Raw genomic sequence first — 11,954 nt, forward strand, 5'->3', positions numbered from 1 at the left:
TTTATCCATGTTATCAGGTAAACCGTTTATTGAACTTTTTTATCGTACCTTTTCTGATATTGACAAATATATAATAATATTAGTGATGTTGTTAATTGCAGCACTATCTGTAGCACTAGAAGTATTAATGATAACAAAACTTGGATGGACTCCAGGACAGTTGTTATGTGGTATTCGTATAAAAGATACAAATACACTAAAAAATATAACTCTAATGCAAGTAGCGATAAGAAGTACCTTTAAGGCGCTTTTGTTGGTACCTGGGGATATTTCTGAGTGGTTTTTAATTTTACCAATCTTATCTTAATATTTGCAGCACTTGATCAACGCAAGCAGCTTTTCTATGATAAAATTGTAAAAACAGTGGTAATAGATTATAAATCTGAAGAATGTAACTTAAATGTAAAATATGTTGGAATAATCAGGCGTGTTATAGCTGGCATCATTGATTGCTTTATTGTTATTGTGTCTCCTTTAATTTTAATTCTTTTTCCTGTTGTACTTTCTACTATAAAATCACTTATTAAATCACTGCTAATAACATCTAATATTAAATCACTGTTAATCATATATATTTGTTTATTTCTTATGCTATCGATAGTATTTATGGTACTAATGGTAAAAATAGTTGGCGGTACTCCAGGACAATTGTTATGTGGTATTAATATAAAAGATACAAATACACTAAAAAATATTACTCTAGTTCAAGCAACTATTAGATATATTTTGTTTAAAGTTACTAGCTTCACATTGAGTGCTGTATTCATTATGAATACATTTTTTGGTTTTCTTGATCAGTATATTTCTGAATTGTGGCTCGACCCCTTATTACACTTAATCTTTACAGCTATAATAGTGATTTTTATATCTGCAATGTTTGACAGGCGAAAGCAATTTCTTCATGATAAAATTGCAGGAACAGTGGCGATAAATTATAAAGTTTTCAAATAATTTTTCTTGTCTCATCAAAAAACTCTTGACATTACAAATATCTATATTATAAATAAATCAAATTTAGTATTTACATAAATTATTTATAGAAGTTCTATTTTATAGTGTAGGTAAGTTTAGTTAAACTTTAGGAGGATAAAATTGGTATATGTCAACAACAATCAACTAGTAATGTGTCTATAAGAGATAGCGTTGCTCAATTATTACGCATATTAAGACAAGGAAATCTCGGTGACAATATTGAATATGAAAAAGTAAATAAATTGATAACTGATATTATCAGTCAAAGAGGGGTCTGCCGTCATCATTACTTAAACTTGGAAAAGCAGGAAAAGAGTTATATGACAAATGTCGCAAGTTAATTCCACAATTAATTCAACAATTACGTGCATGGAATAAGTTAGATAAGGAAAAAAAGCTAGAAGGAGCTAAGGATGCTTTGGATATAGTAGAAGCTTTAGGTGATGCAATTGATATTTCAGAGATATTTTCGTCATCTACAAAAATTACGCAAGTTACAGGAATGCAAGATACTACAACAAAAATACCACAAACTACACAAAAACAGTATGTTACAACAGAAGCACCACGGTCTACAGAAAAACCACAAGTTATGAATAAAGATGGCGATACAGCTTTACACTTGGCTGTTGTACGAGACGATTTAAATTCAGTAAAGCTACTTATAAAAGGAGTAGCTGATGTTGATGTGAAAAATAAATATGATGCCACTCAATTACATGCTGCTTCTATACGAGGAAATTTAGAAATAGCAAAATTTTTATTTGATCATGGTGCTGATGTTAATGCCCAAGCTGTAAATGGTTTTACGCCTTTAAACTTGGCTACCTTAAATAATCAACTAGCAATGGTAAAATTACTTCTTGATCGTCATGCAGATGTTAATCTTAAAGAATGCGAGAGCTATGAAGAACATAATTTTGGTTACGGTAGGACACCATTAATATCAGCAGTTGTAGGTTGTAATGTAGAGATAGCAAAACTTTTACTTGATAAGTGTGCAGATATTACAATCAAAGCTCGCGGCTTAACTGCCTTGGATTTTGCTAACACTAACAAAGATAAATGTCCAGAAATGTTAACTTTATTGAGTGATAGCAGAAATCATTGTACGTCCACCATGTCAACAAGCAGTGCATCAAGAATGTCTTCTTTTCTCAGTAGTTTATTGAATTGGATAAAGGATTTACCTCAAAATGCTATTTCTTTACTCGGTTCTCAGAAATGCAGTCATATCCATAATACCTTATCAAATAACTCGTGGAATAGTGTTGCTAAAGGCTTAATTGCAGAAACTCCATATTTACTGACAGAGCATGATAGCACTACTGTTACTGCTGTACCAGAAATAAATACTACTGTAGTCAACAACACAGTAACATTAGGTATTCTAGTTGCTGGTTTATTGAATAAAACACAATGCAAGCAACCAATTCATAAAAATCTTTTGTCACCAAAAGAGCAGTCGATGAGGTTAAATAATATAGATGAAGGCAGAATTAAAAGATCTATACAATATGGTAAAGGAAAATTCGAAAATCCTAATACTGATATGAATGAAGCAAAAGTTTTCTGTGGCATAACGAAACGAAAGAAAACTCTACTATGATAATAAATATACCGATTTTACCTATTCTAAGAAAGTTTATATGTTAAAGTTGTGGCATGTTTTATCTATCTTATCAGCTAAGTTGTTCTATGGTATTACAAGTTAAATTTATAGGTAGTATCTGTTAAGTTTGTAGAAGGGTTTGATGTATTTCTTCTTACTGTATAGTAAAATTATATTAGACCTCTTGTATAACTCATATCCAGATTGTAAATTCTTGCAATAAATTGAACCTAAAACCAAGAAGCTTTCGCATATTTTGATAGCAATCTGCTATCAGCAGACCTATCACATTCTTAACTACAACTCTTTGACTTACAGGCACTTTGCTTTTGTTTCTTTGCGTGAGGTACATTCTTTGTTTTTCTGTACGGCAATTATGTGAATTTTCTGCATTCCATGGATTACCAACATAAGATAGATTGTCTAAAAGCAAAGAGAGCCAAAGTATCATGGTTTTAGATTTTGAATGGCCTTTAGTTTTGCGACTGCGTAAATAATGGAGAAAATTATGCTTTCAATTATCTTAGTGTACTTTTTTCCACAATGTGTTTAGTAAAATTCCTCGATAAGTTTTCAGTAAGATTTGGTCGCAAATCTTTTATTAATTTTCAGATATATTTTGCTTGTCCTACTTCCACAAGCAAGAATTTGTCTTGTTTGCTTGCATATAGCAACCCTAATTCTACATTATTTTTTTTGAATGTAATGCTAAAATTTATCTATCTGGCTTTTTGAAGTAGCGTCTGTATTTATAGCATCTTCTTATTAAAATAGCTCATGCCATTTTAAAGCTGTTACTCTTGCTCATATTTAAAATAGTCCTGATCGGAATCCTAAGCCTTCCAGGCAATGCTTGAAAGCATATACCAATACTATATTCTCTTCTCAAAGTCAAATTTTTATGGTACGAGAGTAAAAACAAAGGTTTGTACTTAAATTTCTTATCTACGGATTACGATATATTATCAATCTATCATTTTTTATAGTAAAATTAAAATGTTTTAATAAATTCATTCCTAGTAAAGAGTGAGACATTTCATGAGTATTTATACTTACTTGGATGTTTTTTATTACAAAATTTCCTATCCCCATTTCTGGAATATTCACTACTCCTGCCTTTATTTTTCCTTTTGCAGTTTCATAAATCTTAAAATTTTGAATATTTTCTGTGTTAATACCTACTTTTATAGCATCTGGGTATGATAAAGTTATATCTGTAGCTCCAGTATCAAGCAAAAATCTCACACTACGATTATTAATTTGAGCTTGAACATAGAAATGTCCATCGTACGATTTTGTAAACTCTATCTGTCCACTTCCTTGAACACGTCCTCTGTATGGTAAAAAAGTACTAATAAATATATCATTTAATTTCTCTTTGTTTGCATCATATAACATTGCAGTAATAATGATTATTAAAAACCAGAAAATTAAATTTTTAATTGAGTTCATCAGATTATAAAAAGTCTCTTATAAAGATATATCAGAGTAAATAATAATTATTAAAAAAATGAAACTTATTGTTTTATCACAATATCTGATATATAATTTCTGAGCATTGGATTCAATTAATATTATGTCAGAAGGGAAAAATTTAATTTTAGCACTCTTCCTCTCTCTTGTAGTCATCATGTCTTGGCATTTCTATCATGAAAAATTTTCAGCTAATAATGATCAACACAATAACGTAAATGAGAGTATAGAATCTGTTCAAGAAACTGTACCAATAGTTTACAGAGATCGCATTGAGGTGATAGATACTACATCTAAAAATAGAGTGAATTTTATTAACAATAGGATAAAAGGTTCCATTTTGCTTGAAGGAGCAAGATTTGATGATCTGATTTTAGCTGATTACCGAGTTAAACCTGATGCTTCTGCAGAACAAGTAGTGCTACTATCACCAGCAGAATCAAAAGATGTTTATTTTATAGAATTTGGCTGGTTAGATCCTAGCAATAGAGTTCAAGTTCCAAATTCTTCAGCAGTATGGCAAGCAGATAAAAATGAACTAAATAGTAAAGAAGAATTAACTTTATCTTGGGATAACACAAATGGAGTTATATTCAAAATAAAAATAAAGCTAGATGACAATTATATGTTTAAAATTGAACAAATAATTGAGAACAATACAGAAAGTATAATATCCGTGCTTCCCTATGGTAAAATTAACCGTAGACGTGAAAGTATAGATGATTCTTATTGGATATCGCATGAGGGTGCGATCGGTGTTTTTAATGGTAAATTAGAAGAATGGACATATAAGACTTTGTCTAAAAAACACATGATAAAACCAAACATAGAAAAAGATAAAAAGAGCTGGTTTGGTTTTGCTGATAAATATTGGTTTACTGCTATTGTACCTGAAGGCTCAAGTCCTAATGTTAACATTAAACATATGCATGTTAACGATTATAATAAATTTCAAGTAGATTTTTCTGAATCTTATAAAGCTATACCTTCAGGTTGCACGTCCTCTAGTGTAAGTCATTTTTTTGCAGGTGCTAAAGAATTAAAATTACTAGACCATTATAAGGATACTTTGGACATACCTTTATTTGATAAAGCTGTAGATTTTGGTGTTCTTTACTTTATAACTAAACCAGTGTTTTTACTCTTAGAGTATTTTCATAGGCTTTTAGGAAATTTTGGCTTAGCGATATTGTTACTGACATTATTCATAAAAATAATAATGTTGCCATTATCTAATAAATCATATGTTTCAATGTTTAAACTAAAGTCTTTGCAGCCTGAAATAGCACGTATAAAAGATTTATATAAAAGTGATGCCTTAAGACAAAACAAGGAAATAGCTGAATTATTTAAAAAAAATGGTGTAAATCCAATATCAAGCATATTCCCTATGTTAATCCAAATACCAGTACTGTTTGCTCTTTATAAAGTATTGTTTGTCACAATAGAAATGAGGCATGCACCTTTTTATTTGTGGATAAATGACCTTTCTGCACCTGATAGCACGAATGTTTTTACATTATTTGGCTTATTTAATTACAAATTTCCTATCTCAGTGGGAATTTTACCTATTATCCTTGGCATCACCATGATAATTCAACAAAAACTAAGCGATAAAGATAATAGCGATAATGCTCAAGCTAATGTTATGAAATTCATGCCTTACATCTTTATTTTTATCTTTTCCTCTTTTCCAGCAGGACTCATAATATATTGGATATTTAGTAATATAATAACATTTGTTCAGCATTTATTAGTAAAGTTTACTTTAAGGAAAAACAATATTTATCAAGAAAAAAAGTTATGCAGAAAGTATTAATAGTAAATGCAACTTATTATTCTAAAATATCGGAACTTTTACTAAGTAGTGTTAAAAATAAATTAGCAGTAGCTAATGTTACTTATGATATCGTAGAAGTTCCAGGTACATTTGAAATACCAGCTGCAATTCTTTTCTCAATTAAAAATAAACCTAAGCATTATGCTGGTTATGTTGCTTTAGGATGTATAATACGTGGTGAAACTGATCACTATCACTATGTATGCAAAGGAGTTATTGAAGGCTTAATGAAAATTATAATTGATCATGTTATACCTCTCGGTATGGGTATCATAACAGCTGATAGTCAAGAGAAAGCTTTAGCTAGGGCTGATGGGAGTAAGCGAGATGTTGGTGGATGGGCAGCTTCTACTGTTCTGCACATGATAAACTTATATATCTCAAAAAATATTTAAATCATGGAAGAAAGTTCTAGTGATATATATGTAAAGTGGCATAAAAAAACTTTTGCAAGATTTCTCGCAGTACAGGTTGCTTATTCAAGAAATTTTGTCTGTTATAAAACAACTACTGAACTAAATGATTATATAAAGGAGATTATACATGTACTCAAGTATCAGAACTATGATCATGAGTTTCTTGATGGGCTATGTCAAAAAATTATAAATGATAATACAGAATCCGATAAAATAATAGAATCTTGCCTAAATGAAAACTGGAGCTTATCAAGAATAAACTTAAGTAGCTTGTCAATTCTACGTGTTGCAATATGTGAGTGGACTAATTATGATACACCAGTGCCAGTAATCATTAATGAGTATACTAACATTTCATCTAGCCTAGTGGAAAAATCAAGTGAGGTTAATTTTATTAGTGGTTTATTGAATAAAGTAAAATATATCCAATTTTAAATTATTTTCATCTACTTCAATAAGTGTTATAATAAGATTATACGTTTTAATGTTGTTGTATATGCAATGAATCAAGTAGAGATAAAGAAATTACCACACGGAGAGGATATTCCTATACCATCTTATGCTACTTCAGGTAGTGCAGGTATGGATCTATATGCTGCGTTAGATAAATCAGTGATTTTAAATTCATTAGAAAGATCACTCATTCCTACAGGGATTATAATATCAATACCAAATGGCTTTGAAGGACAAATAAGGCCTCGATCTGGTCTTGCTGCAAAATACGGTGTCACTGTACTTAACTCTCCTGGAACTATAGATTCTGATTATCGTGGAGAAATTAAAGTATGCTTAATAAATTTAAGTAATTGTTCATATGAAATAAAAAGAGGAGATAGAATAGCACAAATACTTATTGTTCCTGTACCTAAAGTGACATGGAATCATGTAGAAGAATTTAGTACAAACAACACTGATCGTGATGATAGCGGATTTGGTTCAAGCGGTAGATAAAATTTAGCTTCCTATATCTAGAATAAATATATACACTACACTATAACATTATAAAAATATGTGAGGAATTATTATGTATAAGAATATAGTTTTTAGACAGTGGATTGTTTATGATCCAGAAAAATTAAGAAGGGATGTAAGTGAAGATAGGCACCCTCTACCGAATACTTATCAAAAATATTCTCATCGTCAAACTCTTTTAGATTCTGCATTAGCTGATAAAGAAGCATTACATTGCCTCTTCTATCTTGGAGATACTTTAGCGAAAAACAAAAAGAGAGCATGGAAAGCTTAGAAAAATTAGCACCTAATATTAGAGTCATAGATTTTAATGATGAAAAGTTGCAGCATCTATGTGAGCCACATAACTTTAAAACTGATGTTGCTTTATTAAATGCAGAGATAGGTTGTAAATCAAGAGAGATATCAATTCTTGACTTTCTGAAGTTATCTAATACTGATGGAATGATGGGATTTCTCTTAGATTTCATGCGCACGCTTATGTTATATGCTGGACATGATGCACTCATTTCTTCTGATAAAGTAAGACCTGAAGAAATTTCTGAAGATATACCAATCGTTTATCTTGATTTTGATTTTTATATAAGAGGGCCAATCTCAAAATTTGAGACTCCATATGGAATAAGATGTGAATTTAGTAATGATATTCAAGCTCTAAGGCAATCATTTTTCGGAATGGCTAACAACGCTATAGTAGTTACGCAGCCTAACCATCCTGCACTAAAAAACACACTTGAAAGAATTAGGGGATATTTCAATAGGGAAAAATTATTTTGAAAAATTCTTAGAACACGTAGCAGATGTTACAGTTTTTCAAGATAAGTATTTAAGTCACATTGATAAGCAAAAAATGTTATTTGTGTTCTGTTGTTACTTAATACCCCTAGGAATGGAGTATTATATTCAAGACTTAAAAGTAGAAGGGAATAGTGTAGCTACTGTAGAGAGACATAGTACACATCCAGCTTTTTGTGGAGTAGCATAAACTAATCCCAGCATAAAAGATGTTTGGAAAAACAATACAATTATGAGGGGGCATCATTTTTCAAAAGAGAATAGCAAAGTATATAATCAAGAATTTCTAAGTACAGTTATTAATTATGTCCCATATTCAATTGCATGTGGAGAGATTGCTAAACACATAATGAAATGTAAAAAGGAAGAATCTCAAAATTATTTAGCAAATATAAGAGGAGATGTAGAAAAGAAATTAGAAAATAAAGATAAATCTGATTTATGTATTTATAAAATAGCAGTTGACTATCTTACTAAAGTCGAAACTTTAGGATATGAAAGTGAAAAGATTTTATTTGATACAAAAAATATAACTTCCTCTCATGATCTAGAAAAAAGTTGGAAGGAAGATAGGTTTAAAGAAATGTATAAAACACCAGAAATATCATTATCTTCTGCACCACGAATGTTAACAAATCCTAATGTCGAACAATTTTCAGTCCTTATCAATGTAGACAGTCATAGAAACTAAAGTATTAAAAGCAACAAAAGTGAATACTTTAAAAGCATAGGCTGAAAGTTGAAAACAAAAGAAATAGGTTCAATTACTACGTATACATATTAATTGAACCTATGGCAACAAATCAAGATCAAGAAAAAGTAACAAAAAACTATTTAAATACTTTTTGGCTTATACTAATTCTTCTTTATTGAATTTTATAATAATTTTATTAAGTTCTTCAGCTTAAACTTCTTGAATAATACATACTTTCTTTTTTACATCTATTTGACTTTTCCATACAAATTTCGAAATAGGTCTAATAAATCTCTAATTTGAAATTTCAATTTTCAAAGAAGTTATTTGATAATTATTTTCTTTTTCATATACTTTATTAGTTAAAAATATGAGATAAATCTCTTGGTTCTGTGAAAAAAATATTAATACTTATTATCTTACTTTGTAATTTACCATCTGTATGCATAATGGCCAGTGAAGGTCCTATAGTCTTTATTACAAATCTTAAAGAAAAATTAGAAAATGCAGGAAAAAGTCAATCTTCTAAATACCAAAAATTAGGCCAAGTTATAAAAAGTAATGTAGATATGGAGAACATATCAAGATTTGTTATGGGAAGATATTGGAATATAGCTTCACAAGAAGAGAGAAAAAATTTTTTAATAGAATATGAAAAGCATTTTTTAAAACTATGTGCAAATAATCTGCACAGGTACATGAAAAATAGTGAAATGATTATAATGAGTGTAAGAAAAATTGACAATTTCTCATATCTAATCAATACAAGACTTACTTATAACGATGATGAACTTTTTAACATTAGTTATAAAGTAATCCAAAAGGAAGATTCATTCCTAATTAGTGATATAATTATTGCTGGAATCAGCTTAGTAATTAATCAACGAACTAAGTTCGGTGAAAAATTTGATTCAGTAGGCATAATAAATACGATTGAAGAGTTAAATAAACAAGAATAAATATGGTGTATATGCCACATTGGCCTAAAATTTTAGAGCATATTCCAGATCTTGGCCGTATGAAAAAACTTTTAAGCAGGTTAGGTAACCCTGAAAAAAAAATTCCACCTGTAGTGCATATATCTGGTACAAATGGAAAAGGTTCTACTTTAGCATTTATAAAATATATAATGCAGGCTGCGAATTATAAAGTCCATTCATACACTTCTCCTCATTTTATAGATTTTAATGAAAGGATAGTTATTGCTGGAAGTAGTATTCATAATAATGAATTACATGATCTACTAGAAGAGTGTCGTATTATAAATGGAGACTCTCCTATCACTTTTTTTGAAGCCACAACTGCAGCTGCTTTCTTAGTTTTTTCACGTCATGATGCTGATATTACCTTAATTGAAGTTGGAATGGGTGGTAGGCTCGATTCAACAAATATTGTGGATCCTATCTTAACAGTTATTACATCTATATCTCTTGATCACACTGAATATTTAGGTCCCACATTAGAAATAATAGCTGGTGAAAAAGCTGGAATAATGAAGCTGAATATTCCTTGTGTAATAGCAGAACAACAGGAATCTGTAATAAATGTATTAGCATATAATGCAATGATGAATAAGTCACCACTTTATAGAGCTGGTTTTGAATGGAATTGCATAGAACAAAATAAAAGTATGGTATTTGATTCTTCTGTTCAATCAATAAGGTTACCATTACCTTCACTTAGGGGCGTGCATCAAATTTCCAATGCTGGTAATGCTATTGCAGCTTGTAATATTTTAAGTAGCAGATATGGTTTTAATATTAGTATAGAAGATATTGAAATAGGTCTAAAAAATACTTATTGGCCTGCTAGATTAGAGCACATACAAGAGGGAAAGCTGGTTTCTAAATTACCTAAGGGTTCAAAATTATTTTTAGATGGTGCACATAATCCTGATGCCGCCAAAAAATTAGCTATTTGGTTAGAAGATAGCTTTAATGATAGAGTTTACATAATTTTTGGTGTTACCAAAAACAGAGAAGTGAAAGATTTTTTAGAACATCTAAGACCATATATAAAATTATTATGTACAGTTTGCGTAAAATCAGAATCAAATGCACAAAATGCATACTTTATAAAAGATGAAGCAGAAAAAATTGGTATAAAAGCTGTTGAGTGTGCATCCGTAAGCGATGCAATACTAAATAAAATAATTACTGATGCAGCTCCGAAAAACATATTAATTTGCGGGTCTCTATTTCTAGCTAGAGACCTGCATTTGGAGAATAAGCTATACTCAACAACCATACCTACGAGGTAAATTTTAATCAATTTGATGAAGTGGCTTACCTTAATAAAGATATATAAACATGTGAATATTATCAACTGCAACTTTACAAGAGATAATTTGAATTTCATTTAGCTTATCTAAAATTTTGTTTATAGAACTTAAGTAATTTAATTTTTTTATTATCATCTTATAAAAGAAAGCACAAAGGCCTTTGTAAATTAACTTAAATTGGAAGCTTATGCTCTGAATGCTGTTTAACGTCAGGATTATCAAGCTTTTCTCTGACAACGCTACTTTCTAATAGATCTTTTTGTATATGTGAAGCAATAGGCTTAGCAATTGCTGTGATTAATGCAACCGCTGCTGCAAAAAGAATTAATGCTAAGTTAATTCCATAATAACAAAGCCCAATACAAACTATGGCTGCAACTGCAAAAATAGGCAGTGAAGCTTTATTTATCAATTACAACCAGCTAAAGCTGGTGGTTTGAATAAACGCTTGCAAAGCAGATTATGAGTTTTAAAACTCTGAGATGTTAAAATCGTTATGATTTTGGTGTGTTTCTTGTTCTTCAATATATTTCGTACGTAGCATTGACATTGCCAACTGTAACAGCAAAATATCCTCTGGCCCAGAGATGCTGGCCCAAATATCTTTAATAGCTTAAATTCCTAGAATAGCTTACTACTACTCTTTCCCTTAAAATAGAGATTAGATGGTCAGGAGTAATGTTACCACTTACAATATCTATGTAATTTGCATTCCCTAATAATTTCTCTAGCACGAACTGCTATTTGACCAGTGAGTATTCTATATCTGTACTTAGTACAAAACACTAAATGGTACTTTAAATCAAAAGTACTATGAGAACCATGCTTATAATCCATACTAAAAATACTAAAGTATATTATACTAAAGTGTTCGCCTTAAGGCGAGGGTGTTAACCCAC

At 30.2% G+C, this 11,954-nt stretch carries 17 protein-coding genes; 13 read left to right on the top strand and 4 right to left on the bottom strand.

What is annotated here, in order from left to right:
* The 3 genes from V6U76_RS02355 to V6U76_RS02365 form a co-directional block, all read left to right on the top strand.
* On the top strand, positions 1 to 307 hold a 307-nt coding region (locus V6U76_RS02355), incomplete at its 5' end, for an RDD family protein (protein ID WP_333023415.1).
* Between the two features lie 56 nt (positions 308 to 363).
* Positions 364 to 951: an RDD family protein gene (locus tag V6U76_RS02360; protein WP_333023416.1), complete on the top strand. Its 588-nt coding sequence runs from the start codon at positions 364 to 366 to the stop codon at positions 949 to 951.
* A gap of 439 nt (positions 952 to 1,390) precedes the next feature.
* Positions 1,391 to 2,581, top strand: a complete 1,191-nt coding sequence (locus V6U76_RS02365; protein ID WP_333023417.1) for an ankyrin repeat domain-containing protein — start codon at positions 1,391 to 1,393, stop codon at positions 2,579 to 2,581.
* A 196-nt stretch (positions 2,582 to 2,777) separates the two neighbouring features.
* On the opposite strand, the gene V6U76_RS02370 is transcribed toward V6U76_RS02365, so the two are convergent.
* Positions 2,778 to 3,035, bottom strand: a complete 258-nt coding sequence (locus V6U76_RS02370; RefSeq protein ID WP_333023418.1) for a hypothetical protein — start codon at positions 3,033 to 3,035, stop codon at positions 2,778 to 2,780.
* Between the two features lie 494 nt (positions 3,036 to 3,529).
* A complete protein-coding gene (locus tag V6U76_RS02375; RefSeq protein ID WP_333023419.1) occupies positions 3,530 to 4,036 on the bottom strand; it encodes a TIGR02281 family clan AA aspartic protease in 507 nt (168 codons plus the stop codon).
* Positions 4,037 to 4,160: 124 nt separating this feature from the next.
* Here V6U76_RS02375 and yidC point away from each other — a divergent pair, with 124 nt between their 5' ends.
* From yidC to V6U76_RS02425, 10 genes are all read left to right on the top strand, one after another.
* Positions 4,161 to 5,876: a membrane protein insertase YidC gene (yidC, locus tag V6U76_RS02380; protein ID WP_333023420.1), complete on the top strand. Its 1,716-nt coding sequence runs from the start codon at positions 4,161 to 4,163 to the stop codon at positions 5,874 to 5,876.
* Positions 5,861 to 6,292: a 6,7-dimethyl-8-ribityllumazine synthase gene (locus tag V6U76_RS02385; RefSeq protein WP_333023421.1), complete on the top strand. Its 432-nt coding sequence runs from the start codon at positions 5,861 to 5,863 to the stop codon at positions 6,290 to 6,292. Before yidC ends, V6U76_RS02385 begins: the two co-directional genes overlap by 16 nt.
* Positions 6,293 to 6,295: 3 nt before the next feature.
* Complete coding sequence (locus V6U76_RS02390; RefSeq protein ID WP_333023422.1) at positions 6,296 to 6,748, top strand: transcription antitermination factor NusB; 453 nt, start codon at positions 6,296 to 6,298, stop codon at positions 6,746 to 6,748.
* Positions 6,749 to 6,814: 66 nt separating this feature from the next.
* Positions 6,815 to 7,264 (top strand): dUTP diphosphatase, encoded by a 450-nt coding sequence (gene dut / locus V6U76_RS02395; protein WP_333023423.1) that lies wholly within the window; start codon positions 6,815 to 6,817, stop codon positions 7,262 to 7,264.
* A gap of 73 nt (positions 7,265 to 7,337) precedes the next feature.
* Positions 7,338 to 7,559 (top strand): hypothetical protein, encoded by a 222-nt coding sequence (locus tag V6U76_RS02400; RefSeq protein WP_333023424.1) that lies wholly within the window; start codon positions 7,338 to 7,340, stop codon positions 7,557 to 7,559.
* Complete coding sequence (locus V6U76_RS02405; RefSeq protein ID WP_333023426.1) at positions 7,547 to 8,062, top strand: hypothetical protein; 516 nt, start codon at positions 7,547 to 7,549, stop codon at positions 8,060 to 8,062. The genes V6U76_RS02400 and V6U76_RS02405 overlap by 13 nt, the downstream gene beginning before the upstream one ends.
* Positions 8,019 to 8,270, top strand: a complete 252-nt coding sequence (locus V6U76_RS02410; RefSeq protein WP_333023427.1) for a hypothetical protein — start codon at positions 8,019 to 8,021, stop codon at positions 8,268 to 8,270. The genes V6U76_RS02405 and V6U76_RS02410 overlap by 44 nt, the downstream gene beginning before the upstream one ends.
* 42 nt (positions 8,271 to 8,312) lie before the next feature.
* Positions 8,313 to 8,771, top strand: a complete 459-nt coding sequence (locus V6U76_RS02415; RefSeq protein ID WP_333023429.1) for a hypothetical protein — start codon at positions 8,313 to 8,315, stop codon at positions 8,769 to 8,771.
* Between the two features lie 452 nt (positions 8,772 to 9,223).
* Positions 9,224 to 9,733, top strand: a complete 510-nt coding sequence (locus V6U76_RS02420; protein ID WP_333023430.1) for an MlaC/ttg2D family ABC transporter substrate-binding protein — start codon at positions 9,224 to 9,226, stop codon at positions 9,731 to 9,733.
* Between the two features lie 2 nt (positions 9,734 to 9,735).
* Positions 9,736 to 11,034, top strand: coding sequence for a bifunctional folylpolyglutamate synthase/dihydrofolate synthase (locus V6U76_RS02425; RefSeq protein WP_333023431.1), 1,299 nt, complete (start codon positions 9,736 to 9,738; stop codon positions 11,032 to 11,034).
* Positions 11,035 to 11,227: 193 nt separating this feature from the next.
* Here V6U76_RS02425 and V6U76_RS02430 read toward each other — a convergent pair whose 3' ends face one another.
* Both V6U76_RS02430 and V6U76_RS05570 read right to left on the bottom strand, forming a co-directional pair.
* Complete coding sequence (locus V6U76_RS02430; RefSeq protein WP_333023432.1) at positions 11,228 to 11,467, bottom strand: hypothetical protein; 240 nt, start codon at positions 11,465 to 11,467, stop codon at positions 11,228 to 11,230.
* 269 nt (positions 11,468 to 11,736) lie between these two features.
* Positions 11,737 to 11,892, bottom strand: coding sequence for a transposase (locus V6U76_RS05570; RefSeq protein WP_408647412.1), 156 nt, complete (start codon positions 11,890 to 11,892; stop codon positions 11,737 to 11,739).
* Between the last annotated feature and the right edge of the window lie 62 nt (positions 11,893 to 11,954).

The sequence above is a fragment of the Wolbachia endosymbiont of Pentidionis agamae genome (assembly GCF_036711655.1).
GTDB lineage: Bacteria > Pseudomonadota > Alphaproteobacteria > Rickettsiales > Anaplasmataceae > JAZHPY01.

Excerpts from the sequence above, each read along its gene's own strand:
- V6U76_RS02370 (WP_333023418.1), bottom strand. The coding sequence starts at position 3,035 with ATGATACTTTGGCTCTCTTTGCTTTTAGACAATCTATCTTATGTTGGT.
- V6U76_RS02375 (WP_333023419.1), bottom strand. The coding sequence starts at position 4,036 with ATGAACTCAATTAAAAATTTAATTTTCTGGTTTTTAATAATCATTATT.
- yidC (WP_333023420.1), top strand. The coding sequence starts at position 4,161 with ATGTCAGAAGGGAAAAATTTAATTTTAGCACTCTTCCTCTCTCTTGTA.
- V6U76_RS02385 (WP_333023421.1), top strand. The coding sequence starts at position 5,861 with ATGCAGAAAGTATTAATAGTAAATGCAACTTATTATTCTAAAATATCG.
- V6U76_RS02390 (WP_333023422.1), top strand. The coding sequence starts at position 6,296 with ATGGAAGAAAGTTCTAGTGATATATATGTAAAGTGGCATAAAAAAACT.
- dut (WP_333023423.1), top strand. The coding sequence starts at position 6,815 with ATGAATCAAGTAGAGATAAAGAAATTACCACACGGAGAGGATATTCCT.
- V6U76_RS02400 (WP_333023424.1), top strand. The coding sequence starts at position 7,338 with ATGTATAAGAATATAGTTTTTAGACAGTGGATTGTTTATGATCCAGAA.
- V6U76_RS02405 (WP_333023426.1), top strand. The coding sequence starts at position 7,547 with ATGGAAAGCTTAGAAAAATTAGCACCTAATATTAGAGTCATAGATTTT.
- V6U76_RS02415 (WP_333023429.1), top strand. The coding sequence starts at position 8,313 with ATGAGGGGGCATCATTTTTCAAAAGAGAATAGCAAAGTATATAATCAA.
- V6U76_RS02420 (WP_333023430.1), top strand. The coding sequence starts at position 9,224 with ATGGCCAGTGAAGGTCCTATAGTCTTTATTACAAATCTTAAAGAAAAA.
- V6U76_RS02425 (WP_333023431.1), top strand. The coding sequence starts at position 9,736 with ATGGTGTATATGCCACATTGGCCTAAAATTTTAGAGCATATTCCAGAT.
- V6U76_RS05570 (WP_408647412.1), bottom strand. The coding sequence starts at position 11,892 with ATGGATTATAAGCATGGTTCTCATAGTACTTTTGATTTAAAGTACCAT.